The sequence below is a fragment of the Brachybacterium sacelli genome (genome assembly GCF_017876545.1).
GTDB classification, from domain to species: Bacteria; Actinomycetota; Actinomycetes; order Actinomycetales; family Dermabacteraceae; genus Brachybacterium; species Brachybacterium sacelli.
Genome location: NZ_JAGIOD010000001.1, coordinates 1583917 through 1609566 on the forward strand (window position 1 = coordinate 1583917; position 25650 = coordinate 1609566).

Here is a 25650-nt window from a genome sequence, read left to right on the forward strand (position 1 = left end):
GGACGGGTCCGGCGGGTGTGGGGGCAGGTTCAGACCGGTGGGGGTGGCGGGCCGATGCTGCCGCGGAGGACGACAGTCGGTCCCTCGACACGGACCACGGGGCCCGACGCCCCGCCCAGCGCCTCGAGCAGGGTGCGGACCACGGTGGCGCCGACTTCGTCGGGCCGGGTGGAGACGCTGGTCAGGCCGGGGGAGAGGTGACCAGAGAGATCGGAGTCGTCGAATCCCGTGAGCGAGAGGTCCTCGGGGATGCGCAGACCGCGGCTGCGGGCCAAGGACAACCCGGCGACGGCCATGACGTCATTCGCGTAGACGATCGCGGTGGGGCGTGGCACCTGGTCCAGGAGCTCGGCGGTGCGGGCCTGGCCGGAGGCGGCCGTGAAGTCACCTTCGATGACGAGCGACGGATCCAGTTCGTGTTCGGTCATCGCCGCCGTGAAAGCGGCGCGTCTCTCTGTCGCATGGACGTAGTGCGGCGGGCCGGAGACGTGGGCGATCCGGTGGTGCCCGGCCTCGACGAGCAGGCCCACGAGCTCGTGGATCGCCGTGGCGTTCTCGGCGATCACAGCCGGAAGGGTCATGCCGTCGTCCTCGAGGAGAGGCTCCGGCCGGGTCGGGGCCAGCATCACGGCGGGGAGCCCCAGCGCGCGCATGAGAGCGGGCCGGCGGTCGCCGTGCTTGATGTCCAGCAGGATCACGCCGTCGACGCGTCCGGCGGCATACCGCGTGTATGCAGCGGTCTCGTCCTCTTCTGTGGTGACGACGCTGAGCAGCAGGCCCATCCCGGCCTCCGCGAGCACTGCTTCGCACCCGGCGATGAAGCGGGGGAAGAAGGGGTCGGCGGAGATGATCTCCGGGCGACGCGCGATGACGAGCCCGATGGTGGCGGTGCGCGAGCTGGCCAGGGCACGGGCACTCTCACTCGCCGTCCACCCGAGACTCTCCGCCGACTCGAAGATCCGCTGACGGGTGCCCTCGGAGACGGGGCGCTTGCCCGAGTACGCGAAGGAGACCGTCGCCTTGGAGACACCGGCACGGCGCGCGACGTCACCGATCGTCGCTCTGTGCGATGACGTCATCGCCCACCTCCTCGTGCCGTGCTGGGAAGTTCGCAACTGGGACCCGCCGATGCAAACCGGTTTGAGTGGCGTCCATGCAAGCGGTCGGAGAACGCTCTGTCAAGACCCCGAGGCCGGATGATCGCGCGAAGTCCGATGCGCGGAGCGCGGCGTCGACGCGGTGCCGGTGATGTCCGGGATCGCCCCCATCACCGCTCTCGCGTTCCTGACCGCCGGCTTCGTGTACGGGAAGCTCTCGGGATCGGTCGGGTCCATCCGGCGCGAGACGGGCACCCTCATGGCTCACGGAGTCAAGGAGCTCGGCCCCGTCATCGCCCTGTTCTTCTTCATCTCCCAGTTAGTCGCCTACTTCCAGCGGACGAACATCGCCGGGATGCTCGCGGTGTGGGGCGCGAGCATGCTCCAGGCGATCAACCTGCCGATCCCGCTGCTCCTGGCACTGCTCATCGTCGTGGTCGCCATCATGTGTGCTCGAGGAGACCGCCCGGTTGGACAGCGCGAACTCCTTCCAGACCTTCTGGACGCAGCTCAGGAATCGCCAGAGGGGACCAGGATCTGTACCCCCGCATCGGCGAGCGCGTCGGCCAATTGCGCTGGTGGTGGCGCATCTGTGATGAGGTAATCGGCTGCGGCGAGAGGCGCGACCTCGGCGAAGAGCCGCTTCTCGAACTTCGAGGAATCGACCATCAGGGCGGTGATGTCAGCGCGCTCCATCATCGAGCCCATCATCTGTGCCTCGCCCGGGTCGCCGGTCGAGAATCCCCTGTCTGCGGAGATAGCACCGACACTGATGAGGGCGATGTCTGCAGCGATGGAGATGTGCCCTCCGTTGGGGGAGAGGCCCAGGGACAGTGCGCCCACGGTGGCCTGAGATCCGATGCGTACCCGACCGCCGAGGAGGTAAAGCTCGCGGAGGCAGGCTGGATCGATCACGCTCGGGATCAGAACATTGTTCGTCGCGACTGTCAGGTCGCGCAGATCTGCGAGGCGCCGGGCGACGGCGAGCCCTGTCGATCCCGCGTTGACGATGATCGATGAGCTGTCGGAAACCAGTCCCACGGCTAGGTCGGCGATGGTCTCCTTCGCTTCGTTCTGCACTTCCTGCCTCACGTTCACCGTCAGCTCGGGCCACGCAGTGGTCGCTTTGCTCATGGCACCCCCGCGCGTGCGGACCACCTTGCCTTCGGTGCTCAGAGCATCGAGGTCGCGCCGGATGGTGTCGGCTGATACGTCGAACCGCTTGGCGAGCTCGGTCACCGTGACGTGCCCCGAGGTCGAAACGATCGCCTCGAGCTCGGATTTCCTGCCTGCTGGCAACATCCTGTTCTCCCTCCGACCTCAGCGGCCCGGTCTTGAGTCGTGCTCGGCCCGGGTGGAGGGCCGCGCGTGATTGTGCGTTCGCTGCGGATCGCGGGAGCGCTATCTCGCGAACCACCGAATGCGCACTTTGACGCAGAATAGCGCACTTGATGCTGGTAGTGGCGCGACTTTGCGCCTCTTGTTGCTGGGTCGAGGTGCCACAGTCCCCCAAGCCCAGGCGCCAATCCATGGTTGACAGGTGATCTGCGCCTCGCCTACTGTCCTCGCCATGCCCGCAGAAGCGCGCATAAGACAGCAAAGAGTGGCAGTAAGTCGCAACAGGAGGTTGTCATGAGCAACGGTGCTCTGGGTCGCCGCACGGTCCTCGCAGGGGTGGGAGCCGCCACTGCGGCGGGAGCTCTGACCGCGTGCGGAGGATCGGGTGGATCTGGCGGTGACGGGAAGCTCGAGTTCCAGCAGTGGTGGGAGCCGGAGCTCCCGGACGGGTTCCTGCGCGGTCTGATGGATGAGTTCGAGGACTCGCACGAGGGAATCACCGTGGAACTGCTCTCCGGGCCCTACGCAGCAACGAAGGAGCAGCTGATCGCCGGAGCAGCGTCCCGCACGATGCCCGATGTGATGGGGCTGGACGGGGCATGGGTCAACAGCCTCGCTGAGCAGAAAGCGCTGGCGGACCTCGATCAGCTCATGGCCGATGCGTCCTACGATGGCTCAGATCTGGCTGCCACGGTCGAGTTCGATGGCGCTGCGCGGATGATCCCGGTCGCGAACTTCCCCTACATCCTGTTCATGAACCGCGATGTTCTCAGCAAGGCCGGCGTCGACGAGCCTCCTGCGACACGGGAGGAATTCTCAGCTGCCGCGCAGGCAGCGGTCGACGTCGACGGCAATGCCCAGGGGTGGGTGCTCCCCTTGTCGCTCGAGGCGCCCAACGGCGTGCAGAACGACGTCATGTCCTGGCTGTGGGCGAATGGCCAGTCGATGCTCTCCGACGGGAAGCCAGCACTGGAGAGCCCTGAGGTCCAGAGCGCCGTCGATTTCATCCTCGAGCTCGACGAGCAGGGACTCATCGCCCCAGGTTCCGCAACGCTGAAGGAGCAGGACAAGGTCGAGGAGTTCAGTTCAGGGCGTGCAGCAATGATCGTGGACACCATCGCGCATGTGAATCTGCTCCGCGAGGGGTCACCAGACCTGGACTTCGAGGTTGCCGCGATGCCCCGGAGCGAAGATGCCGACGGAGAGCCCGGTGTCACCTACGGCAGCTGGGGAATCGGCGTCGCAGAAGCATCCGAGAACAAAGACGCCGCGTGGAAGCTCGTCGAGTTCCTCATGAGCGAAGACGTCAACTCGCGGATCGCGACGGCCGCCAACGCTTTCCCCGGCAACTCCGCAGCGGTCCCCGACAGCGTCGAAGAGGACGAGGTGATCAAGGCCGCCTTCGACGTCTGGCAGAGCGGAACTCCGATCAACGAGTTCGTCGGCCTTCCTGTCGCCGAACAGTTGATGCGCGACTTCGCCGAACAGCTGCAGAAGACGCTCGAAGGATCGCAGGTCGTGGACCAGGCGCTGACAGCAGCGCAAGAAACATGGATGGCCCAGTTCTGACCCCGAGTCATCGCGCGTTTCGATCTGACTCCGTCGAAGGAGAACTCATGACCACATCCACTGCCGTAGACCCTTCGCGTGGGTCGTTGCCCGAGCGGCCACATGGCCGCAACCGGCACAGTGTCCACGGATCGCCGCTTCGCCCGTACGCCTTCCTCACCCCGACCCTCCTCGTCATGCTCGTGCTCATGGTGGTTCCGATCGTCATGGTCATCTGGTACTCGTTCCAGGACTCGGCAGTCACCATCCCGTCCACGGAATTCGTCGGCCTGGAGAAGTACCGTCAGGTGCTCTCCGACGGCACCTTCTGGACGGCGACCGCGAACACCGCGCTCTTCGCCGGCATCAGTGTCATCGCCCACTTCATCATCGGCATCGGATTCGCGACCCTGCTGAACTCCGAGCTGCTCAGCCCGCTGGTGCGAGCGATCTTCCGCACGGTGTTCATCCTGCCCTGGCTCTTCACCGTCGCCGTCGTGGCGGTGCTGTGGCGCATGCTGCTGAACCCGAACGGCATCGTGAACTATCTGGTCACCACGTTCGGCATCACCGATTCCGGCGTCGAGTGGCTCGCGAACTCGAGCACCGCACTTCCCATCATCATCTTCATCAACATCTGGTGCGGTTACCCCTTCTTCATGGTCAGCCTGCTCGCCGGGCTCCAAGGGATCCCGAAGGACCTCTACGAAGCGGCTCGTGTGGACGGCGCCGGCATCATCCATCAGTTCTTCCACGTCACCATCCCGCAGCTGCGCCCGATCATCCTCAGCATGGCCATCCTCGACTTCATCTGGACTACCCAGCAGTTCGCTCTGATCTGGATGACGACCGGCGGGGGCCCCGTGGACAGCACGGAGATGCTGAGCACCTACACGTACAAGCTCGCGTTCTCGACCTACGACTTCAGCGCGGCGTCCGCCAGCGCAGTCGTCGTCCTACTGCTCTCGATGATCCTCGCGGTCCTGTACGTCCGTCAGCAAAGGGCGCGTGATTGAGATGACTGCCCTGCGCGAAAGGACGACACCTCAGATGTCCCACGCCCACAGCACCACCGACCGCGGCCCCGCGCCTGCTGCGCTGCGCCGCCCCCAGAGGAGCGCAGCGCCCAAGAGGATCGGCATCCATGCGCTGTTGATCGCGTGCGCTCTCTTCCCCGCACTGCCGATCGTCTGGATGGCTTCGACGTCGTTCAAGCCGAACGGGCAGGTGTTCGACTGGCCGCCGAAGCTCATCACCTCGGCCATGAACTTCGACTCGTACGCCGCGATCTTCGCCGATGGTGGCAAGCTGCGCTTCTTCCTGAACAGTTACGTCGTGGCCGGATCCGTCACGGTGCTGACACTGCTGGTCTCGGTGCTCGCCGCCTACGCGCTCAGCCGCTACGAGTTCCCCTTCAAGCGGGCCCTGAACGTTCTCATCATCTCGGTGCAGGCCGTCCCGCCGATCACCTTGCTGATCCCGTACTTCGGACTCGTCGTCACGCTGGGGCTTTATGACACCTATGGCGGGCTGATCCTCACGTACATGGTGTTCACGCTGCCTTACGCGATCATCATGATGACCGGGTACTTCAACACCCTTCCCAGAGAGCTCGACGAAGCCGTCATGGTCGACGGCGCCGGCCCGCTCACGGTGCTCTTCCGGATCCTGCTGCCGATCTCCGTCCCCGGGCTCGTGTCCGTTGGTGTCTATACCTTCATGATCGCGTGGAACGAGTACTTGTTCGCACTCACCCTCACTCGCACGAACGAGATGCGGACCGTGCCGATCGGCATCCAGCTGCTCATGGGACAGCACTCCTACGACTGGAGCCAGATCATGGCGATGAGCATCCTCGGCTCCATTCCGATTCTGGTGCTGTTCACCTTCTTCCAGCGGTACTTCCTCAGCGGGATGTCCGCCGGAGCGGTCAAGGCCTGACCACCCGGGTCGGCCCGCATCCGAAGCCGGCCCACCCCTGAACCCCCGGGCGAGAGCGTCCGGGTCCGACGAAAGGACCGAGCGAATGCTCATCAACGGAATCGATCTGCTGACCACTGCGAATGAGAACTCCTTCGCGGTGCCGGCGTTCAACATCAGCGACTGGGCGATGATGCGGGGAATCATCGAGATCAGCGAAGAGCTGGACAGTCCACTCATCGTCGCAATCCACCCCGACGAGCTGGCGCACGCGGGCGAGGACGTCATGCCGTCGATCATCCAGGCGTCCCGGAAGGCATCGGTCCCGGTGGCGATCCACTTCGACCACGGCACCACCTACGAGCAGATGCTGCAGGCAGTGCGCACCGGCTTCACCTCCGTGATGCTCGACGGCTCCATGCATGAGTACGAGCAAAACGTCGAGCTCACCCAGCAGGCCGTCGGTGTGGCCCACCCGCTGAGACTGTCCGTCGAGGCGGAGCTCGGCACCATCGGCAAGACCGACGACGAGGCCGAGGCGGGCACCGACGACATCATCTACACCGACCCCGAGGTGGCGCGGGACTTCGTCGAGAGGACCGGGGTGGACAGCCTCGCAGTGGCCATCGGTACCCGGCACGGGATCTACCCCTCCCACCTTAAGCCGGAGCTGAAGCTCGATCTGCTCAAGGAGCTGAAGGCCGCGGTGTCGATCCCCCTGGTGCTCCACGGCGGCTCCAACAACCCCGACGACGAGATCGCAGAGGCCGTGACGCTCGGGGTCAACAAGATCAACATCTCCAGCGACATCAAGGTCGCCTACCACCAGAAGATGCGCGAGGTGCTGCAGGACGGCGGCATGCGGGAGCCCAACGTCATCCAGCCCGACTGCGTCGGGGCCATGAAGGAGACCGCTGCCCACAAGATCCGCCTGTTCGCTGCCGACGGCAAGGCCGCGCTCTACCCGCGGCTCACCGACCTGCGCTGAGGGGGCGACGCTGATGACCCCATCGATCGTGCTGGGATTGGGCGGCTGTCTTGACAGCGAGGTCGCCCTCGACCCGTCGAGACTGCAGGCGCTGGTCGACGACCACGCCCTCTCGCTGGCAGAGATCCGGCAGCCGACCACACTCACAACAGAACGTGATCTGCTCATCAGCGTCCTGGACTTCCTGCGGGACGGCGTCGGCGGCGAGCGCTACGTCTCAACCGTCGACGCCGTCCTCGACTTCGAGAGCCACTTCGAGCACGCGACGACCCTGGGCGGGACCAACGTGCGAGCCGGTCGGACCTTGGCGCAGCTGGGACACCCGAACCTGCTCCACGTTCCCGGCCGGGACGAGATCTTCGAGAGCCTGCTCGTCGAGGGCTCCACCGTGCCGGCGCGGACGCCTCCCGCGGAGTACGTGCCGCACCTGATCGTCCAGTACCCCGAGGGACTGCGCCTGCAGTTGAGCGACGGGGCTCTCGAAGCAGCGCACGCGAACCGCGTGATCCTCGTACACGACCCGGTCAGCGAGCTCACCCCGCTCCACGACACCCTGCCGGAGTGGCTGCAGCCCGGGGGAGTGGTCGTGCTCTCCGGGCTGAACTCGATCCGGGACGAGCGGATTCTCGAGGATCGTCTCGTCACGCTCCGCGGCATCCTCGACGACGCTCCCTCCGGCCTGCGGGTCCTCTATGAGGACGCCGACTACCACGTGCCCAGCTTCCGCCGCAGAGTGTGGTCGGAGATCGCCCGCAGAGCCTCCGTGGTCGGGATGAACGAGGACGAGCTCGCGTCCTTCACCGGCCGACCTGTGGATGTCACGGATGCCGAGCAGATCGCCGCTGCACTCGAGATGGTGCTGGATCACCTGCCGGGAGGTGTGGTGATGGTGCACTCGAAGTACTGGGCCCTTGCCGCTGGAGCTTACGCTCACGAGCTCGACGGAGCACTCGAGAACGGGATCCTCGCTGCCGGGGGGAGGTTCCTCGATGGCGACGACGCGCAGGCGAGCTCGCTCGAGACGGTGCGAGCTCGCCCGCGGAGCCTCCACGGAAAGGCCGTTGCCGCGACGTTGCCCGCGCTGCTGGCCGCTCCGGTCACGGTGGTGCCGGCGCGCGAGCTCCGCACCTCGACCCCCACGACCATCGGCCTCGGCGACACCTTCCTCGGCGGGTTCATCGCCGGGCTCGTCGAGGCCGGTGCACTGCTGGAACCTTCATCGACTCGGGTGATCTCATGAAACCCGCACATCTCGACCGCAACCAGCCACCGGGACGCTTCTACCGAGGCGGTGCACGGATCGCCGCGTTCCGTGAAGTGGCCGTGCACGGGGAGTTCGAGCCCGAGGATTGGGTGGGCTCGACCACGGAAGTCACGGGGGAGCCGGGCCTGGGCCTGTCCGTCCTGCCCGACGGGCGTTTGCTGCGCGACGCGATCGCTGCGGACCCCGTGGCGTGGCTCGGCGCCGAGCACGTCGCCGCGTTCGGCGAAGACACTGAAGTGCTCACCAAGCTGCTCGACGCCGGAGAACGCCTGCCCGTGCATATTCACCCCAGCCGCGAGTTCTCCGAGGAGCACCTCGGACTGACGCATGGCAAAGCGGAGGCCTGGGTCTACCTCACCGATGGGGAGGCCCACATCGGATTCCTCCCCGAGGTGACCCGCGACCAGGTGCTGCCCCTGCTGAGAGCGGGGGAGACCGCCCCGGTGCTCGAGCTGATGCACCAGCTCACCGTCACGGCAGGGGACGTCGTGTACTGCCCGCCAGGCATCCCGCACGCGATCGGCAGCGGCTCGTTCATGGTCGAGGTGCAGGAGCCTGCCGATCTCTCGATCTTCCTGGAGTGGAAGGACTTCCCGCTGCCCGGAGGAGCGGGAGGACATCTGGGACTCGACGACGAGACGGCCGCAGGAGCGGTGGTGGCTGGGATCGAGCGGGCGGTGGTCGACCAGTTCGTCTCCGCGGGAGGCGGGACGACGGGTGATCTGCTGGACGGGGCCAATGCGCCGTTCCGCGTCGATCGGCTGCGAGCGGGTGACGAGATCGAGGCGGGGTTCGCCGTCCTCATCGTGACCGCGGGTGCGGGGCGTGCGAAGAACGAATCAGGTGATCTGATCACACTGGACAGAGGGTCGGCGTTCTCGGTACCGCACGTATGGGGATCAGTGACGATCGACGGACTCGAAGACCTGGAAGTGATCGTGGCTCGGCCGCCAAATCCCGCATGAGCTGCGTTCAGGAGCCGACGGTGTGAGTGGCACTCGCGGAGAAGTCGTAAAACGCACCCGCCGATAGTTCCCGCCTCAGTTGTCCCGAAGCATCCACACCCGCCGCAGGGGGACGCGTTCGGCGATGTCTTCTGGCAACTTCTCGTAGTTGCGCGGCGCTGAACCCTGAAGTCCTCCGGTCACGAAGGCATCACGTTCGGCGGACCCCTCGCCATGCACACGTTTGCGTGCCACGCTCCCGGGCACCAAGCTCAAGAGATGAGGGAGAACAATGGCTGTTCTTGACTGGGTCGTCATCGCCGGCTACTTCGTCGTGATGGTCCTGATCGGGCTCTACGCGAAGTCGAAGATCAGCGACGCCTCGGACTTCTACGTCGCCGGCGGGAAGCTGCCTGCCTGGCTGGTGGGCATCTCCCATCACATGTCCGGCTACTCCGCCGCGGTCTTCGTGGGCTACGCCGCGCTCGCCTACACCACCGGCTTCGCCGTCTACGTCTGGTGGGCTCTGAGCATCACCGTGGCCTGCAGCATCGGCGCCTGGCTGTTCGCGCCGCGCTGGCCCCGCCTGCGGCGCAAGCTCGGCATCATCTCGCCGCTGGAGTACCTGGCCACGCGCTTCAACGTGCCCACCGAGCAGCTGCTCGCGTGGTCCGGCGCGCTGTTGAAGGTGTTCGACGTGGCGGCGAAGTGGGTGGCCAGCGCCATCCTCCTGCAGGTCTTCGCGGGCCTGCCGATGGTGTGGGGGATCCTCGTGGTCGGCGGCGTCACCATGGTCTACTCCACGATCGGCGGGATCTGGGCGGACGTCCTCACCGACCTCGGCCAGTTCATCATCCAGTTCATCGCGGCCATCGCGATGCTCCTGATCGTCCTCGTGAAGCTCGGCGGGATCTCCTCGCTGTGGACCATGTGGGATCAGCTGCCTTCCGGCCACGCCCTGCCCTTCAACGACGACCTCACCCTCTGGTTCTTCCTCGCCTACTGCGTCATCTCCACGCTGTCCTACAACGGCGGCACCTGGAACCTCGCGATGCGCATGATCTCCACCGCTGACGGTGCTGCGGCACGCCGCTCCATGATCTTCTCCGGCGTCCTCTACCTGATCTGGCCGCTGGTGCTGTTCGTGCCGATGTGGGCGGCTCCGATCTTCCTGCCGGACCTGGCCGATCCCGAGCAGTCCTACGCACTGCTGGCCCAGCAGCTGCTGCCCGCCGGGCTCATCGGCCTCGTGCTCGCCGGCATGTTCTCGCACACCATGGCGATGACCGCTTCGGACGCGAACGCGATCTCCTCGGTGGTGGTGCGGGACATCATCCCGGTGCTGCGCCGGGACCGCGGCTTCCTGCCGGAGCGGAGCGAGCTGTTCATGGCCCGCCTGACCACGTTCCTGTTCATCACCCTGTCGATGGGCATCGCGCTCACGGCAGATAGCTTCGGCGGCGTGCTCGGCCTGCTCATCGCCTGGTTCGGCGCCCTCGTCGGACCGATCGCAATCCCGATGCTGCTGGGGCTCCTGCCGGCCTTCCGGCGGTCCGGCTCGGCGGCGGCGATCACCTCGTGGGCCGTCGGCCTCGTGATCTTCGCGCTCAACAAGTACGTGCTCGCCGGCCCGATCGCCGAGCTCGGCACCGCGACGGAGCAGACGCTCACGGTCACCGCACCCGTGGTGAGCTCGATCATCGTGTTCATCGCCTACGGGTTCCTCCGCCCGGCGCACAGCGCGCAGGTCGACGAACTGGTCGAGTCCCTGAACCACGATGATCCGGCCCCCGGACCGGCTGACGCGGCGACTCAGGAAGCCACCCGATGAGCGCGCTGCGGGGCCACCTCGAGCGCGACGTGCTCGGCTGGTGGAGCAGGGAAGGGGCAGACGACCACCTCGGCGGAGTCCACACCTGCTTCACCAACCGCGGCGAGCCCACCAGCAGCGAGAAGTACACGTGGTCGCAGGGACGCTGGGCCTGGACCTGCGCGCTGGTCGCCGATGAGATCGACACCGGACGCCTCACGGGAGACAGCACCCTCTGGCGGGGCAGAGCGTCCCGCACCGCCGAGTTCCTCGCCGCCCACGCGTTCCTGCCGGACGATCGCACCAGCTTCCGCCTCAGCGATGCCGGGAAGAAGCTGCCGGACGAGAACGGTGAACTGGCCACGAGCGTCTTCGCCGATCTCTTCGCCGTGCTCGGCCTGGCCGGTGCGGCACGCGGCGCCGGCGAGAGGGCCCACGGCTGGCTCTCCCAGGCTCACCGCACCCTGACCGGCGCAGAGACCTCCCTGCGCGCCCGGACCGCGAAGAGCGCCCCGTACCCGGTGCCGCTCGGGTTCCGGGACCTGGCCGGTCCGATGACGCTCGTCCATGTCGCCGGGGAGCTGCACCGAGCGGACGCCTCCGACGACGCACGTCGAGTCACCGCCGACGCCCGGACAGCGCTGATCGGGGGAGAGGAGGCGTTCCTCGGCGACGACAGCTGGTGGGAGTTCCGCCCAGATGCCGCCACCGAACATGACACCCTGCTGGCCCGGCACGTCACCCCTGGGCACCTGCTCGAGCTGCTGTGGATGCTCGTGCACGTCGGCGACCAGCTGCCGCAGCTCGCGATCCCGGAACCGACGCTCACTGCGCTCGCCGTGCGCGCGCTCGAGACGGGCTGGGACGAGGCGGAGGGTGGGCTGCTGCGCTACGTCGACCGCGACACCGGCGGCGCCCCCGTTGGCCGCCTGCTCGATACCCCGTACGAAGCCCTCGTGGAGCACACCTGGGACACCAAGCTCTGGTGGGTGCACGCTGAAGCGATGTACGCGACGGCCCTGCTCGCCCACCGCACCGGCTCCCGGGAGCTCACCCGTTGGGCCGAGCGGGTGCGCGAGTACACGCTGGGCACGTTCCCAGACCCGGACGGCCAGGAATGGATCCAGATCCGGTCCCGCGACGGCAGCCCGCTGGACGAGGTGGTGGCGCTCCCGGTCAAGGACCCGATGCACATCGCGCGCTCGCTCCTGCTGCTGAATGCGCTCGAGCACGACATCGCGATGGACCACACCACGCCCGCCATCACCACGCCCGCCAACACCACGACCACCGAGGAGACTTCACTGTGACGACCCCTGACTTCCCCCTGGAGATCCACGCGCTCCCCACCGCCCAGGAGATGGGTGTCGCGGCAGCGGCGGCAGCCGCCCCGATCCTGCGTGAGGCCATCGCCGCACGCGGCAGCGCCCGGTTGATGCTCGCCGCCGCCCCCAGCCAGTCCGCCACGCTCCAGGCGCTCGCGGCCACCGAGGATCTCGACGTCAGCGCGATCGACTGCTTCCACATGGACGACTACCTCGGCCTCGCCCCGGACGCGCCGCAGGGCTTCGGCAACTGGCTCGAGCACGAGCTGTTCCGACGCGTCACCCCGCGCAGCTTCCACCGCATCGACGTCACCGCCGACCCGGAAGCTGCGGCCGCGACCTACCGCGAGGCGATGGGGGAGGAGCCCTTCGACGTCACGCTGTGCGGACTCGGGGTGAACGGCCACCTCGCCTTCAACGACCCACCGGCGGACTTCGCGGACCCGCTCTCGGCGCGCGTGGTCGAGCTCGATGAGGTCTCCCGCCAGCAGCAGGTCGACGAGGGCCACTTTCCCTCGCTCGATGCCGTGCCCGTCCACGCCATCACCGTCACCATCCCGCGCCTGCTGAACGCCCGACGTATCGTCGCCTCCGTCCCCACGGCCGTGAAGCGCCAGGCGGTCCACGACGCCGTGCACCAGCCGATCACCGGTGCGCACCCCGGCACGGCGCTGCGTACCCACCCCGATGTCCACCTGTTCGTCGATGCGGAGGCAGATCCCCGATGACCACCGATCCCGCAGCTCTCGCGAGCGAGTACTTCGAGACCATCACCGACCTCATGGCCCGCATCCGCACCGAGGAGCAGACCGCCGTCGCCGAGGCGGCGCGCCTGCTGGCGGACCAGATCGCCGCGGACCGCCTGATCCACGTCTACGGCCCCGGCGGCCACTCGAACCTCGCCTCGCAAGAGGTGTTCTTCCGTGCCGGCGGGCTCATGCACGTCTCCGCGATCCTCGACGAGGGCACCCTGCTCTCCGGCGGCGCCCTGCGCTCCATGGCGATCGAGCGCACCCCCGGCTACGGCCGGATCGTCATCGAGGACAACCAGCTGGGGCCGGGCGACCTGCTGATCCTCGTGAACGCCTACGGGATCAACACCGCCCTGATCGATGCGGCGCTCACCGCGAGGGAGCACGGCTGCACCCTGATCGGCGTCTCCAGCCGCGTCCACGCCGACTCCACCGCGCCGGAGCATCCCGCGCGCCACCCCTCGAGACAGAACCTGCACGATGTCGTGGACCTGCACCTCGACACCAAGGTCCCCGTCGGGGACGCAGCGATCGAGATCGACGGGGTCGCCGAGCGCACCGGCGCCGTCTCCACCTTCGCGAACGCCTTCACCATGAACTGGCTGATGATGAGCACCGTCGCCGCGCTCGCCGAGCGCGGCATCGACCCGCCGATCTGGCGCTCCGGCAACGCCCCCGGAGGGGACGAGGCCAATGGGCAGTTCATCGCGAACTTCACGGGACGGGTGAGATCGCTGTGAGCCCGCTCGTACGCGGTCTCGACCCGGTCACCGGGGACGTGCTGGAGATCACGGCCGACGCGACGATCACCCAGATCGACCGTCGACCGGGCCCGGCAGGCGAGGAGCTGCCGTACCTCGCACCCGGCTTCATCGATCTCCAGGTCAACGGCTTCGCAGGGATCGACGTCAACGGACCGGAGGTCACCGCCGAGCGCATCGCCGAGATCACGGCAGCGCTCGCCCGGATCGGCGTCACCACCTGGGTGCCTACCATCGTCACCGCCTCCGAGGAGGCGATTCGCCATGCGCTGCGCTGTGTCGCCGAGGCTCGCGCCTCGTCGCCGCAGCTCGCCCACGCAATCCCCTTGGCCCACGTCGAAGGCCCGTTCCTCTCCGACCAGGACGGCCCCCGCGGAGTGCACGATGCCGCGCAGATCCGTCCGATCGACCCCGAGGAGGTCGCCCGCTGGCAGCAGGCTGGGCCGGTCGGGATCGTCACGCTCTCCCCACACACCGACGACGCCCCCGCACAGATCGCCCGCATCGTCGGCCTCGGCGTGCAGGTCGCCATCGGCCACACCCATGCGACCGGACCGCAGATCACCGCCGCCGTCGATGCCGGCGCGAGCCTGTCCACGCACCTGGGGAACGGGATCTTCCCGCAGCTGCCCCGCCACCCCAACCCGCTCTGGACCCAGCTCGCCGAGAACCGCCTCACCTGCGGTCTCATCGCCGACGGGCACCACCTGCCGGCAGAGACCCTGGAGGTCATGCTGCGCGCCAAGGGTGTGGATCGGGCGTTCCTGGTCTCCGACGCGACCGAACTCGCCGGCAAGGATCCCGGCCGCTACCAGACCGCCGTGGGCGGCACGGTGGAGCTCACGGCCGACGGGCGCCTCGCCTACGTGGGCACCGAACTGCTGGCCGGCGCTGCCTCCGACGTGGCCGCCGGCCTGCGGTTCGTGCTGCGCTCGACGAGCCTGTCCCTGCCGGATGCCCTCGCGCTCGTGACCCGCACTCCGGGCCGCATCCTCGGCCGCGACACCACATTGCGCGTCGGGGCCCCTGCGGACCTCGTGACACTCACGGACGACGGGACGATCCAGGGCGTGTGGCAGCACGGCGTGGAAGCCTCGCCCGCATGATCACGGTCGGAGCTGCCGTCGAGCCGCTGGGCATCACCTCGCCGGTGCCCATGTCGGGCTTCGCCGCCCGCACGGAACCGAGCGCGGGGGAGCACGACGTGCTCGGCGCCCGAGCTCTGGCGATGGATGAGATCGTGCTGATCGCGATCGACGTGTGCGCACTCGAGGAAGGAACATGCCGAGCCATCGCCGGGGGCGTGCGGCCCGAGGCGCCGGAGCAGGTGATCGTCACCGCGACCCACACCCACGCCGGCCCGTGCTCCACGCCCACCCGTCTCACCCGCTGCGAACCCGAGATCGAGCAGGCGATCATCGACGCCGCGATCGCAGCCGGTGCGTCGGCCCGAGGTTCCCGCCGGTCCTGCACGATGGAGTACCGCGCCGCGCACGGGGTGGGCGTCGCCTTTGACCGTCGGCATGCGGACCGTGCGGTGGATCCTCCGGTGCAGATGCTGCAGTTCACGGCGGTGGGCAGTGGGGGAGTGCCTGGCGGTGCCGGCGCCGGACGCGTGGTCGCCAGCCTGCTCACCTATCCCTGCCATCCCGTCGTGCTCGACGGCACGAACCGCCTGCTCTCCGGGGACTACGTGCACCCCCTGCGGGAACGGATCGAGGCCGAGAATCCGGGCTCCATCGCCGTCTTCGCGACCGGTTGCGCGGGGGACATCAACACCGGGCACAGCGCCGAGGCGTCCTACTCGCTGCAGGGTTCGACGAGCCGCACCTTCGCCGAGGCGCATCGAGTGGGGACGAGGGTTGCGGAGGCTGCGCTCGCCGCGGACCCAGCCGGCGTCGGCACTGCTGGCGAGGGGGCCAGTGCCGCGGACCCGATGGGCGCGGGCACGGCTGGCGCGGACCCTGCTAGCGGCTCCCGGGACATGGGCCCGGCGTCCCTCGTGACCGCACCGGTCACGGTCGCGATGACCCGGCCTGATGCCGCACGGGTCGCCGAGGACAGCGCCGCGTGGACACGAGACCTGGCAACGGCCGAACCTGGCCGCGCCACGCTCCTGAGCCTGTGGCTCGACTGGGCACGCGCCGTCCCCGAGGGCGCCGACTGGACCGGCCGCGTGAGCGCGTTCCGGCTCGGAGACGTCACCGTCGTGGCTCTGCCCGGTGAGCCGTTCCTCGCCGTCGCCGAACAGATCAGCGCACAGGTCGATGGCCCCTGCGTGGTGCTCGGCTATGCCGACGGCTGCCCCGGGTACTTCCCGACCATGGGGGAGTATCCCCACGGCGGGTACGAGGTGGAGGATGCTCATCGGTACTACGGCATGCCGGGCCCGTTCGCGGCCGGCTCGGCCGAGATCCTGGTGGAGAAGGCGGTGGAGGTATGTCGGGCGCTCGGGTGAAGAAGGCGCCGACGATCGTGGAGATCGCCCACGAGCTCGGCGTCTCTCCATCGACGGTCTCCCGAGCCTTCACTGCCCCGCGTCTGTTGAAACCGGAGACGGTGGAGCGGATCCGGGCCGCGGCCGCTGAGCGTGGCTACGTGCCCAACGTCCACGCCCGAGCGCTCAGCACCGGGGTGCCGCGCACGATCGGTCTGATCGTCCCCGACATCGCGAACCCCTTCTTCCCACCGATGATCCGCGCTGCCCAGCGCACCGCTGAAGAGACCGGCCACACCGTGCTCATCGCCGACACCGACGGCGATGTGGAGCGCGAGAAGCGGACCATCGAACGCCTCACCGCCCAATCCGAGAGCCTCATCATCGCCAGTTCCCGCCTGCCTTCGGCGCAACTGTGCGAGCTCACGGCGAGGCGCAGGGTCCTGTTCATCAACCGCGACGAGCCTGAGACAGCCCGGATCCTGGTGAGTTCGCGGGATGCGCTCGGCCAGTGCATGGCTCGACTGCTCGAACTGGGTCATGAACGCTTCGTCTACGTGGGCGGGCCGGAAGGGTCATGGTCCGACGGTGAGCGGCGCGGCATCGTCGAGGAGTCCCTCGCTGGCTCCGGCGCGACGCTCGAGTCGATGCGGATCCCGAGCGGCACCTACGCCGACACGATGGCAGCCGCCGACCAGATCCTCGCCGGCTCTCCGACCGCCGTGGTCGCCTTCGACGACGTCATCGCCCACGCCGTCATCGATCTGCTGCATGACCGCGGGGTCTCCGTGCCGGGTGCGGTGAGCGTGGTGGGCTGCGACGACACCGTGGCACTGACCACCCAGCCGCCATTGACGAGCATCGCGCTCAAGGTGGCCGACGCGGCGCGGTTGGCCGTGCGGACCGTCGTGGAAGGGCAGGTGAGCGAGATGCTCACGCCCCAGCGGATCGCGCTGCAGGGGGAGCTGGTGGAGCGGGCAACGGTGGCGGCGGTCGGTTGAGTGATCCTCGACCGCGTGCGGTCACGACAGCATGACCTCATATGGCAAGCGACATCGAGCGCTGCGCTCACGCCATCAGACGAGATCGGCGTTCCGTAATGGTCAGGCGTCCTGCGCAGTCAGGCTCGCAGGCGGCAGCCAGTCGGCCCTGAGCAGCTGAGCGACGTCGGTGAGGCCGGCGGTGTCGCCTCCCACGGTGTCGGAGGCGGCGGCGATCCGCTCCACCATCACCTTGGAGACCTGCTCTTCGACGGTGCCCTGGGCGTAGGCGATGTGCCAGGGGGAGACCTGGTGGTCGCGGTGAGTGCGGCCGGTGACCTGCCGGCCCGCGATGCCCGAGAAACGGGCCTGATGGAAGATGCCGACGCGGGGGTCGGTGCTGGCCTGGCGGCCGCCTTCGAGGGTCTCGCCGGCGTGGAGGCTGATCGAGGCGACCGTGGTGAAGACGCAGACCTTCGCCTGCCCGGTCTGGAAGCGCAGCCGCTCGGCCTCGACGTCGAACCGGCCTTGACCGTAGATCGTGGCGACCTCGAGGCCCGAGTCCCGCAGACGCTCGGCGATCGGGTCCGCGGCGGTGCCGACGAACTCGACCGAGCACGCCACCTGTCGCTCGGCCTCGACCTGCTGGGCGATCCAGGCGACCGTGGAGTCCACGCGGATCAGCCCGGCCTTCTGCCGGAAGCGCAGCAGCGCCGCCCGGCCCTTGGCGGTATTGCGGCCGCGCCGGGCGATGTCCATCTCCCGGCAGAACTCTCCCCATTCCGCCTTGTACGCCGCGCGTTCCGTCGGCGTGAGCGTCACCGGCATCCCGGAGATCGGCACCGGCCCCCAGGGGGCGGCGCGGTGCAGCATGGCGGTGGGCTGGCGGTCCTCGAGCCAGCTGCGCACCCGCGAGAGATCCTCCGCCCGACGGGTGGCGTCGGTGGTCCAGGTCGCGCCGTAGCGTCCCCGCTCCAGAGCGATCCCGTGACGCTCGAGGGCGGCGGCGAAGTCGGTGCCGGGCTGCTTCGCCGAGGTCCACTCCGCCATCGGTTCAGCGTGCACCTGTGCGTAGGCGGGCGCGAGGTAGGGCAGCTCGAGCGGCGTATGGCCGGGCGTCGCGGTCGTCGCGATGACGAACGGTGCCTTCTCCGGCGGCCGTGCGTGCCCGGAGATCCGCGCCCAGAGCTTCCACCGCTTCGTCGTGGTCCGCCGCAGCGCGTGGGCCTCGTCCGCGATGATCACCTCCCACGGATGGTCTGCGACCTTCTCCAGGCGGTCCCAGGTGATCACCACCCACTCCAGGCCGTCATCGCCGAGAGCCGTGATGGTGCGGCACCAATGCCCGATCGTGATCGCGGCGGGCCGGTCCGCGACCACGAGCACTCGCCGCGCGCCGCGGAGGTCGCCGACCGCGCTCGCTCCGAGGACGGCGGAGATCGTCTTGCCGACTCCGGGCTCGTCGGCCAGGAGGAACTGCCGTCCACCGGCCGCAGCGCATGCCGCGATCGCATCAGCCGCCTCGTACTGGTTCTGCCGTGGCTCGAGATCGTCGGCCGGCTGAGGGTTCGGTGTGGGGTCCCCAGGGTTGAGGGTGTTCTCGAGGAAGCGCCCGAGCGTGTGCGGCCCGGGCGCGTAGGGCGCGAGGTGCTCGGGCAGCGAGCGCCCGACGAACAGGTGCATCCTCACCGTCGGGTGCCAGGAGGCGCCCTCGACCTGGGTGCCGTAGGGGACGTCGAGCACCCACAGTCTCTCGCCGGGACCGACGAACGGCAGCGGCCGTTGCGACGGGCGCGTGCTTTTCCGGCGCGGGGACCTGCGGCGGCGGGTACTGGATCGGCGAGGGCTGGCCACCCTGCGAGGCTATCGGTGCCCGGCAGTGACGCGGATGCTCAGACGCCGCGCCGGTCGTCCCCGGCCGTCCCCTCGCCGGGCTGCACTGGTGGGGCGTCGCCGACGTCGGCTCGGAGGGCGGCGAGGGTCCGGGCGATGTTGCCTCGCTGGAAGTCCGCGAACAGGTGGCCCCGGGTGACGACCCGGTCGAACCGTGCGGCCAGGGCGTCGGGCCACCGGGTGCGCCGGTCGGTCCACCGCTCGGTGACGAGGGTGCCGCCGTCGACGGGCTCGAACGTGTAGGTCCACGTCGCGATATTGCCCTTCAGCAGCGGCCGCCTCGGGCCGATCGCGGTGACGTCGAAGGCGAACCGCTCACCCGGCACGGCCTCGGTGACGGTGCAGGACGTCACCCAGCGGGTCCCGCCGCGGCGGTTTCTGCCGACGAAGGTCGTCCCGACGGTCGCCGGGGTGCCGGGGTGCGGCACGGAGGCTCCCGTGTTCTCCGGGCTCCAGCGGCCCATCTGCGAGGGATCGGCGATCTGTCGGTACAGCACCATCGGCTCCGCGGCGACGTCGATGCTGTCCTGGACCTGCAGTGTTCTGGCCATCTGCCGGATCGTACCTGTGGTGGGCCTCTCGCCGAGGCGGGCAGGGCATGCGCGAAGTTCGGCCCCTCTGTGCGCGGATCTCGCCCCTTCCGTGCCCGGTCCCGGCCCGTCCGGAGGCGAGCGGCGGGGCGCTGTCACTTCCCGGCAGGGGAGATATCCCCGGCACTTTCATGGGACCCTGAACACACTCGTCCCCTCCCACTCAGAAAGCAGAGCCATGGAATCGTTCCTCGGACTCGGTATCGCAGGCCTGATCCTCGCGCTCCTGGTCGTCGTCCTCGTCGTCGCGGCGATCGTCTTCCTCATCATCCGCAGCTGGATCAAGGTCGCCCGCGCCGACGAGGCGCTGGTGATCTCCGGGAAGAGCCAGAGGAATGAGGACGGCAGCACCTCGGCGACCACCGTCGTGGTCAACGGCAAGGCGATCGTCAATCCGGTCACCCAGCGCCACGAGGTCATCTCCCTGCGCCAGCGCCAGGTGAACATGCGCGCGGACGCTCAGTCCGCCGACAACGTGACCGTCTCCGTCGACGCCGTCGCGCTGGTGAAGATCGGTTCGGACCCCGCGCTGGTGCGCCGGGCGGCCGAGCGCTTCGCCTCCCAGGACGAGGCCATCGAATCCTTCACGCAGGACCAGCTCGAGGGCGTGCTGCGCGGCGTCATCGCGCAGCAGACGGTCATCTCCCTGATGCGGGACCGGAAGGTCTTCTCCGAGCAGATCGCCGAGACGGTGATCCCGGAGCTGCGCGAGCAGGGCCTCATCCTCGACTCCTTCCAGATCCGGGGGATCGCCGACGACGTCGGCTACATCCAGTCGCTCGGGGCCCCGGAGATCGAGGCCAAGCGCCAGGCGGCGGAGATCAGCCAGACCAACGCCGAGCGCGCGGTCGCCAAGGAGAGCATCCGCAACCAGGAGCAGAACCTCATCGAGCAGCAGGCGCTCGACACGAACAAGGCGAACGCGCAGGCCGAGGTGGGCCGTGCCCGGGCGCAGGCCGAGCAGGCGGAGGCCCTGGCCGGGGAGAAGTCCCGCCAGGAGGTGCTCCAGCAGCAGGCGGAGAACAAGCAGGCGCAGCTGGACGCGGACGTCAAGCGCGTCGCCGACGCCGAGCTGTACCGCCGCCAGAAGGATACTGAAGCCGACGCCTTCGAGGAGCGTCGCCAGGCCGAGGCCCGCGCCGAGGTCGCCGACGCCGACGCCCGCGCCGTGAAGTTGCGCGCCGAAGCCGACGCCGAGGCCGAGCGCCTGGCCGGCGAGGCTCGCGCCACCGCGATGCGCGCCGAGGCCGAGGCCCTCCGGGAGAACCAGGAGGCGCTGCTGGCCCAGCGCGTCGTCGATCAGTTGCCGACCCTCATGGAGACCTTCGCCAAGGGCTACGCACAGATCGGCGAGATCACCGTGGTCAGCTCCGACGGCAACGGCGGCGACGTCGCCGGCAAGCAGTTCTCCGGCGAGTCCGCCGGCGCGCTGCGCGGCGTGTTCGACACCGTCGAGGCGACGCTCGGGCTGAGCATCCCGGACCTGATCCAGGGGCGCGCCGTGGGGGCGGCCCAGGGTGAGGCGATCGGGGACGCGCTGCGGGAGCAGCCGACGGATCGGCCGACGGGGGCCGGGTCTGCTGAGGGTGTCGCCGCGGCTCCTGCCGGCGACTCGTCAGCGGCTCAGAGCCGCGGAACGGACGAGGCGGGCACCGACTGACCTGTCCCGCGACCGGCTCAGTGCGGTCAGCGTGCCTGGTCCACGAGGTGGTCACCGTCCATCCCCGTGGTGGTGTTCACGCCGAGGGTGAGATCCTCGTGCGTCTCGGTGTTCGTGTAGGTCACGTAGACGTGCCCGGCGGCGCCCTCGGCATCGGTGCGCATCCACTGCGTGGGCGCCTCGTCGTGCTCCGTGATCGCGCTGCGGGCATCGGCCGTGGTGTAGCGCTGCAGGTCGGCGTCGTCGCCGGCACCGAATTCCTGCACGGTGCGGTCCGCATAGGAGACGGGGCTGATCGTGCTGGTCTCGGAGTCCGAGGGCGCCGGGGTCGCCGGGGCGGCGAGAGCCGCGGGCGCGGACACGGCCCCGGCCAGGCCGATGGCGGCGATGGCTGCGAGATGGCGGGTGCGGGTCATGAGTGATCACTCCTTGTTCGGTTCCCCCGGGGGCGTCGCCGCGCACTGCGCGTCACGTCCGCCACTCTCAAGGGTGGAATAGCTTCCGTTGACCTACTCTTTGCCTTCTCATGACGTGGTGTCAAGGGTGGTCGGCATCTCCCAGTCCAGCACCGGCGTGTAGGAGAGTCGGGCCCCTCAACCGTCCGACCGGGAGAACCTGTTCGTCATCCGATTGCTCGCCGTGAACAGCACCGAGCCCAGTAGGGCATCGGTCGACTCGCGGATCTGCTCAGCAATTCCGGTGTTCGCCGCGGCCAGCAGAGCCGGGACGTCTCCCGCCGAGTCGACCCCGGCTGCTGAATCATCGGCTGCATGCACCGCGGCGTGGCCGAGCGTGAGGGTCCTCTGCTGGTAGCGCTCGATGTCGGGGATGATCTCCGCGTAGTGCGCATCGGCCAGCGCCGCGATCAGCCGGGAGGCCCAATAGAAGCTGTCGGTGCTCACCACCTCGGGGGTGGTGGCGAGGTATCCCGGGGCCTCCTCGACGTTCGTGAACATCGGGATCAGCGTGTTGAACGGGTTCGAGGCGTAGGCGACCCACTGCAGGGCACGGTGGGACTCGGGCAGGCCCGGCCGGATCTGCAGGATCGCGAGCGCGTTGTGGCGATTGATGCCGATGGGACGGAAGGCGCGGCGCTCGGTCTCGGTGCCGCGCGGGGAGTAGGGGTCGAACACGGTGCCCTGGTAGTGGGAGCTGAGCACGTCCTTGACGTCCTCGATCATCAGCAGGCGCTCGGGCCGGCGGCTCCACGGGAGATCGTCGGAGTCGGGGCTCGCGCCGGGGAGCCCCGCGTCCCAGTCCTCACTGGTGGGGTTCAGGGTGCGCTGCATGTACCAGGCGCGGGGCGTGTTGTAGACGTGGTCGTGCTCTGAGTGAGAGCCGAAGGCCTCGCGCGGGTTGAACACCGCGGCGTCGTGGTCGGTGTCGTCGCGCAGGGTGAGGTCCAGGTGGTGCTCGCGCAGGAAGGCGCGCAGGTCGGGGCTCGCGAGATGGTCACGGCCGGGCCCCTCCGCATCCTCGAGGTCGAAGGAGTCGATGCCCAGCTGGTTCGGCATCGTCACGTAGTGGTCCTCGGGCACGCGCCGCGCGATCCAGTGATGTCCGCCCACGGTCTCGAGCCACCAGATGTCGCTCTCGTCGCTGAAGGCGATCCCGTTCATCTCGTACGTGCCGTGCTCAGCCAACAGCGCGCCGAGCCGCTGCACGCCCTCACGGGCGGAGCGGATGTAGGGGAGGACCAGGGTCACGAAGTCCTCCTCGCCGAAACTGCCGGGCTGCTCCCCGTCGCGCTCGACCAGCGGATCCGCGCCGAGCACCCGCGGGTTGCTCGTGATCGTCTCCGTCGCGCTCATCGCGACGTTCACCGCGTTGATCCCGGCGCAGCCCCAGATCCCCTCGTCCGGAAGGGCGTTGGGGATCGAGGTATACCGCAGCGGCTCCTCCGGGAGCTCGATCGTGCGCCGGCCGACCACGGACGTGTACGTGCGCGGCTGGTCCTCCGGGCGCACCACCACGATCCGCTTCGGGTCGAAGCTCCCGTTCGAGGAGTCCTCAGTGCGGGCGACCAGGGGTGAGCCGTCGGCGCTGGCATGGCGGCCGACGAGGAGGGTGGTGCAGGGCATGGTGTGAGGGCTCTCCTCAGGAAGCAGTTCAGTGCGACCCGTGCGAGGAGGATGCGGCCTCCTCGTGCAGATGCGTCTCGGCACACCCTACGACCGGACGGCGAGCCTCCTCACCGTGCGGGGACGATTTCCTCCTCGAAAACACAATGACCGCCTGAATCGCCCTGGTTTCCTCCGCCAGCAGCCACTTCGAGCACAAGGGCTCATCGGCGACGGTTGTGCTCAGCTGGGCTAAGGCGGTCTTCGAGAGACTCGTAAGGTCCGGGCACTCGATACACTTGTCGGTTGTAAGCGTTTCCTTGAAATGGCACGAGCTGCGCGCGGGCGCGGCGTACACGGGGTCAGTGTCGTTTGAAGCAGATGTTCCCCGCGGGCATGCGGCCAGCGTCGTCATGTGTGGTTCTGTAGGTTTCCAGCATCAGCGCGGCCCGTCGACCTAGGGCCGGAACTCGGAGTTCGCGCACGGGGTACACTGCTCGACGGAACGTCTAGTTTGATACGAGAATCTCCCGCCGAGGCAAACTTGAGCTCACTTGCGAGAAGGGTTTGCTTCGCAGGGCGCTTAATGCAAACATTTTTGATGTGCATTAGCTTTCCCATGTGCGTGGGGTAACTCGAAGGAGAGCGACCGGTAGGGCGTCACTGCGCCCCGCGACGATTGGAATGATAATGGTGGGGAGTATTTTGATAGCTGGCGCAATCGTCGCCTTTGCAGCGATTGTGATCGTCAGGAGATGGAGAAGGTCTGCAGAAGCAACTGAGCTGTCTTTGTGGCGCAGGGCGGGATTCGTAAGTTCTTTCCTGGGTGTACTCGGAGGTGCAGGGATAATCGCCTTGCCGAACGCTACGGAGCGCTCACCGCTGCTCGGCCTTGCCGCCGCGCTGACCTTTATCATCGGGATCATGGGGGCGGTCGGTGCATGGCGCGTCGATGCGTTCCTGAGGCGGTGGGGAACTACGACGGTCCGCCAGGCGCTCCCGCGGGCAGCCGCCAGCCGAGGGAGAGCAGTCAGGGACTCTGCTGTCGTGCTATGGCGGAACGTCACCGCACAGAACTGGTCTGAAGTGCGGCCGGAGGATTTCACCACCAAACGACTGGAGGGGTTGCGGGGGTACTTCGGCCTCTACATCGTCCTGTTCCTCACGCTTCTGGCCGTGGCGACTCTCGGGGGTATGACCTCTGTGCTTATGGGAAATGATATTTCGAACGCCGCGTTTGCAGCGTCGGTCTCTCTGAATGCTGTGCTGATAGCGTCGCACGCAGTTCTGTCGGCATTGCTAATGATGGCGGTTCTATGGCTATTCAGGGCCGTGAGTTTGATCCAGGTATCGCTTTCTCCGGGGCGCGCGCTACGCACCGCAGCGGAGGCGGTGGGATGGGGTACCGCGGGAGGCGCGTTATTTGGTGCACTGGTCCCTCTGCTAATCACCTTCGAGCCAGTGGCGATCCTGTTTGGGGCCGGATCTGACGGTGGTGCGATCTATGAACCCAATATAATTGTAAAACTTTCCGCGATTGGCGCGGTCGGAGGCCTGTTGTTCGGCGCTGCGATGATTCCATCGCTAGTGCTGCCGAGTGCCGAAAATCTGCTCTATCGCCGGCTCCTAGGCCCGGTGGTTTATTGCGTGATCATCGGGATCACGTCGTTGAGCATGGCGCCGATCGGCCGGACGGGAAGGGAGCTTCTCGATATGAACAGTTCGATCCTGGGCCTCGACGGGGTTCGCTGCGATGCAGCGGCGCCTGGTGGGGTAGATTTGGCGAAGCAATCGGTGGTATTGGAGCTCGTTGACGAGTGCGGGGGCGAGCTACTGTTGCCGGACACCGCTGTGGTGTGGAGCATTGTCCCACTGGTGCTCGGAATCGCTTTCGTTTTGGTCATCAACGACCTGAGGAGAAAGCGGGCATCCATGTAGGGGACGATTCGGGCCTGCAGTTCCGCCGCCCCCCGGAGTTAAACCTCCGTGACGCCAAACGACCTCGCCAAGTGTTGGGACGGGTGGACGGCTACCGGCAGGTGTGGAACGTGGTGTACCATGGCGTCCGCAACGATCGGTCGGACAATTCAAGGGAATCGAAACCGCAGTGCTCCGCAATGAGACCGACGAATGCAAGAGGGGTTGCGAGTTCCTTAGCGGCATCTGGGAGTGAGCGTGGACCGTGAAATGCTTCTTCGCGCCAGCAGGCTGCGAGCCTGTATCGATTGCGCCGGCCGGAGACTTGGGAGCACGCCGTCCGAGCGGGCCCAGCAACTGCACGAG

At 68.0% G+C, this 25650-nt stretch carries 22 protein-coding genes; 16 read left to right on the forward strand and 6 right to left on the reverse strand.

Annotated elements, in window-relative coordinates; genetic code table 11:
• Positions 1–29: 29 nt before the first annotated feature.
• Positions 30–1079 (reverse strand): LacI family DNA-binding transcriptional regulator, encoded by a 1050-nt coding sequence (locus JOF43_RS06995; RefSeq protein WP_209900599.1) that lies wholly within the window; start codon positions 1077–1079, stop codon positions 30–32.
• A gap of 169 nt (positions 1080–1248) precedes the next feature.
• On the opposite strand from JOF43_RS06995, the gene JOF43_RS23270 reads away from it, so the two are divergent.
• On the forward strand, positions 1249–1701 hold the full coding sequence (locus JOF43_RS23270; RefSeq protein WP_209900601.1) for an AbgT family transporter: 453 nt from the start codon (positions 1249–1251) through the stop codon (positions 1699–1701).
• Here JOF43_RS23270 and JOF43_RS07005 read toward each other — a convergent pair.
• A complete protein-coding gene (locus JOF43_RS07005; RefSeq protein WP_209900603.1) occupies positions 1608–2399 on the reverse strand; it encodes a DeoR/GlpR family DNA-binding transcription regulator in 792 nt (263 codons plus the stop codon). The genes JOF43_RS23270 and JOF43_RS07005 overlap by 94 nt on opposite strands.
• 330 nt (positions 2400–2729) lie before the next feature.
• On the opposite strand from JOF43_RS07005, the gene JOF43_RS07010 reads away from it, so the two are divergent.
• From JOF43_RS07010 to JOF43_RS07070, 13 genes are all read left to right on the forward strand, one after another.
• The gene (locus JOF43_RS07010) at positions 2730–4004 is read left to right on the forward strand and encodes an ABC transporter substrate-binding protein (protein ID WP_209900605.1); all 1275 of its coding nucleotides are present in this window, start codon (positions 2730–2732) and stop codon (positions 4002–4004) included.
• 47 nt (positions 4005–4051) lie between these two features.
• Positions 4052–4999, forward strand: coding sequence for a carbohydrate ABC transporter permease (locus JOF43_RS07015; RefSeq protein ID WP_209900607.1), 948 nt, complete (start codon positions 4052–4054; stop codon positions 4997–4999).
• 34 nt (positions 5000–5033) lie between these two features.
• Positions 5034–5924, forward strand: coding sequence for a carbohydrate ABC transporter permease (locus JOF43_RS07020; RefSeq protein WP_209900608.1), 891 nt, complete (start codon positions 5034–5036; stop codon positions 5922–5924).
• Positions 5925–6009: 85 nt separating this feature from the next.
• The gene (locus JOF43_RS07025; RefSeq protein ID WP_209900610.1) at positions 6010–6891 is read left to right on the forward strand and encodes a ketose-bisphosphate aldolase; all 882 of its coding nucleotides are present in this window, start codon (positions 6010–6012) and stop codon (positions 6889–6891) included.
• A gap of 13 nt (positions 6892–6904) precedes the next feature.
• Positions 6905–8131: an ADP-dependent glucokinase/phosphofructokinase gene (locus JOF43_RS07030; RefSeq protein ID WP_209900612.1), complete on the forward strand. Its 1227-nt coding sequence runs from the start codon at positions 6905–6907 to the stop codon at positions 8129–8131.
• Positions 8128–9120: a carbohydrate kinase gene (locus JOF43_RS07035; protein WP_209900614.1), complete on the forward strand. Its 993-nt coding sequence runs from the start codon at positions 8128–8130 to the stop codon at positions 9118–9120. The genes JOF43_RS07030 and JOF43_RS07035 overlap by 4 nt, the downstream gene beginning before the upstream one ends.
• 271 nt (positions 9121–9391) lie before the next feature.
• On the forward strand, positions 9392–10930 hold the full coding sequence (locus tag JOF43_RS07040; protein WP_209900616.1) for a sodium:solute symporter family protein: 1539 nt from the start codon (positions 9392–9394) through the stop codon (positions 10928–10930).
• The gene (locus JOF43_RS07045; RefSeq protein ID WP_209900618.1) at positions 10927–12219 is read left to right on the forward strand and encodes an AGE family epimerase/isomerase; all 1293 of its coding nucleotides are present in this window, start codon (positions 10927–10929) and stop codon (positions 12217–12219) included. Before JOF43_RS07040 ends, JOF43_RS07045 begins: the two co-directional genes overlap by 4 nt.
• Entirely contained in the window at positions 12216–12962 is a 747-nt protein-coding gene (locus JOF43_RS07050) for a 6-phosphogluconolactonase (protein WP_209900620.1), read from the forward strand. Before JOF43_RS07045 ends, JOF43_RS07050 begins: the two co-directional genes overlap by 4 nt.
• Positions 12959–13726 carry a sugar isomerase domain-containing protein gene (locus JOF43_RS07055; protein ID WP_209900622.1) on the forward strand — a complete coding sequence of 256 codons (768 nt, stop codon included), beginning with the start codon at positions 12959–12961 and terminating at the stop codon, positions 13724–13726. The genes JOF43_RS07050 and JOF43_RS07055 overlap by 4 nt, the downstream gene beginning before the upstream one ends.
• Entirely contained in the window at positions 13723–14853 is a 1131-nt protein-coding gene (locus JOF43_RS07060; protein WP_209900624.1) for an N-acetylglucosamine-6-phosphate deacetylase, read from the forward strand. The genes JOF43_RS07055 and JOF43_RS07060 overlap by 4 nt, the downstream gene beginning before the upstream one ends.
• Positions 14850–16205: a hypothetical protein gene (locus tag JOF43_RS07065; protein ID WP_209900626.1), complete on the forward strand. Its 1356-nt coding sequence runs from the start codon at positions 14850–14852 to the stop codon at positions 16203–16205. The genes JOF43_RS07060 and JOF43_RS07065 overlap by 4 nt, the downstream gene beginning before the upstream one ends.
• Positions 16187–17185: a LacI family DNA-binding transcriptional regulator gene (locus JOF43_RS07070; protein WP_209900628.1), complete on the forward strand. Its 999-nt coding sequence runs from the start codon at positions 16187–16189 to the stop codon at positions 17183–17185. The genes JOF43_RS07065 and JOF43_RS07070 overlap by 19 nt, the downstream gene beginning before the upstream one ends.
• Before the next feature lie 102 nt (positions 17186–17287).
• Here the strand turns inward: JOF43_RS07070 and JOF43_RS07075 are convergent, their stop codons facing one another.
• Complete coding sequence (locus JOF43_RS07075) at positions 17288–18907, reverse strand: DEAD/DEAH box helicase (protein WP_342592103.1); 1620 nt, start codon at positions 18905–18907, stop codon at positions 17288–17290.
• A gap of 149 nt (positions 18908–19056) precedes the next feature.
• The gene (locus JOF43_RS07080; RefSeq protein WP_209900631.1) at positions 19057–19608 is read right to left on the reverse strand and encodes an SRPBCC family protein; all 552 of its coding nucleotides are present in this window, start codon (positions 19606–19608) and stop codon (positions 19057–19059) included.
• Between the two features lie 217 nt (positions 19609–19825).
• On the opposite strand from JOF43_RS07080, the gene JOF43_RS07085 reads away from it, so the two are divergent.
• Positions 19826–21307, forward strand: a complete 1482-nt coding sequence (locus JOF43_RS07085) for a flotillin family protein (protein WP_209900633.1) — start codon at positions 19826–19828, stop codon at positions 21305–21307.
• A gap of 26 nt (positions 21308–21333) precedes the next feature.
• On the opposite strand, the gene JOF43_RS07090 is transcribed toward JOF43_RS07085, so the two are convergent.
• The gene (locus tag JOF43_RS07090; protein WP_209900636.1) at positions 21334–21723 is read right to left on the reverse strand and encodes a hypothetical protein; all 390 of its coding nucleotides are present in this window, start codon (positions 21721–21723) and stop codon (positions 21334–21336) included.
• 177 nt (positions 21724–21900) lie between these two features.
• Positions 21901–23388 carry a C69 family dipeptidase gene (locus tag JOF43_RS07095; RefSeq protein WP_209900638.1) on the reverse strand — a complete coding sequence of 496 codons (1488 nt, stop codon included), beginning with the start codon at positions 23386–23388 and terminating at the stop codon, positions 21901–21903.
• Between the two features lie 834 nt (positions 23389–24222).
• Between JOF43_RS07095 and JOF43_RS07100 the strand changes: the two genes are divergently transcribed.
• Positions 24223–25305, forward strand: a complete 1083-nt coding sequence (locus JOF43_RS07100; RefSeq protein ID WP_209900640.1) for a hypothetical protein — start codon at positions 24223–24225, stop codon at positions 25303–25305.
• Positions 25306–25650: the final 345 nt, after the last annotated feature.

Bases quoted from the DNA above. Each gene is read 5' to 3' on its own strand.
- JOF43_RS06995 (WP_209900599.1), bottom strand. From the start codon at position 1,079: ATGACGTCATCGCACAGAGCGACGATCGGTGACGTCGCGCGCCGTGCC.
- JOF43_RS07070 (WP_209900628.1), top strand. From the start codon at position 16,187: ATGTCGGGCGCTCGGGTGAAGAAGGCGCCGACGATCGTGGAGATCGCC.
- JOF43_RS07020 (WP_209900608.1), top strand. From the start codon at position 5,034: ATGTCCCACGCCCACAGCACCACCGACCGCGGCCCCGCGCCTGCTGCG.
- JOF43_RS07005 (WP_209900603.1), bottom strand. From the start codon at position 2,399: ATGTTGCCAGCAGGCAGGAAATCCGAGCTCGAGGCGATCGTTTCGACC.
- JOF43_RS07085 (WP_209900633.1), top strand. From the start codon at position 19,826: ATGGAATCGTTCCTCGGACTCGGTATCGCAGGCCTGATCCTCGCGCTC.
- JOF43_RS07055 (WP_209900622.1), top strand. From the start codon at position 12,959: ATGACCACCGATCCCGCAGCTCTCGCGAGCGAGTACTTCGAGACCATC.
- JOF43_RS07095 (WP_209900638.1), bottom strand. From the start codon at position 23,388: ATGCCCTGCACCACCCTCCTCGTCGGCCGCCATGCCAGCGCCGACGGC.
- JOF43_RS07090 (WP_209900636.1), bottom strand. From the start codon at position 21,723: ATGACCCGCACCCGCCATCTCGCAGCCATCGCCGCCATCGGCCTGGCC.
- JOF43_RS07025 (WP_209900610.1), top strand. From the start codon at position 6,010: ATGCTCATCAACGGAATCGATCTGCTGACCACTGCGAATGAGAACTCC.
- JOF43_RS07015 (WP_209900607.1), top strand. From the start codon at position 4,052: ATGACCACATCCACTGCCGTAGACCCTTCGCGTGGGTCGTTGCCCGAG.
- JOF43_RS07045 (WP_209900618.1), top strand. From the start codon at position 10,927: ATGAGCGCGCTGCGGGGCCACCTCGAGCGCGACGTGCTCGGCTGGTGG.
- JOF43_RS07080 (WP_209900631.1), bottom strand. From the start codon at position 19,608: ATGGCCAGAACACTGCAGGTCCAGGACAGCATCGACGTCGCCGCGGAG.
- JOF43_RS07030 (WP_209900612.1), top strand. From the start codon at position 6,905: ATGACCCCATCGATCGTGCTGGGATTGGGCGGCTGTCTTGACAGCGAG.
- JOF43_RS07035 (WP_209900614.1), top strand. From the start codon at position 8,128: ATGAAACCCGCACATCTCGACCGCAACCAGCCACCGGGACGCTTCTAC.
- JOF43_RS07010 (WP_209900605.1), top strand. From the start codon at position 2,730: ATGAGCAACGGTGCTCTGGGTCGCCGCACGGTCCTCGCAGGGGTGGGA.
- JOF43_RS07065 (WP_209900626.1), top strand. From the start codon at position 14,850: ATGATCACGGTCGGAGCTGCCGTCGAGCCGCTGGGCATCACCTCGCCG.
- JOF43_RS23270 (WP_209900601.1), top strand. From the start codon at position 1,249: ATGTCCGGGATCGCCCCCATCACCGCTCTCGCGTTCCTGACCGCCGGC.
- JOF43_RS07040 (WP_209900616.1), top strand. From the start codon at position 9,392: ATGGCTGTTCTTGACTGGGTCGTCATCGCCGGCTACTTCGTCGTGATG.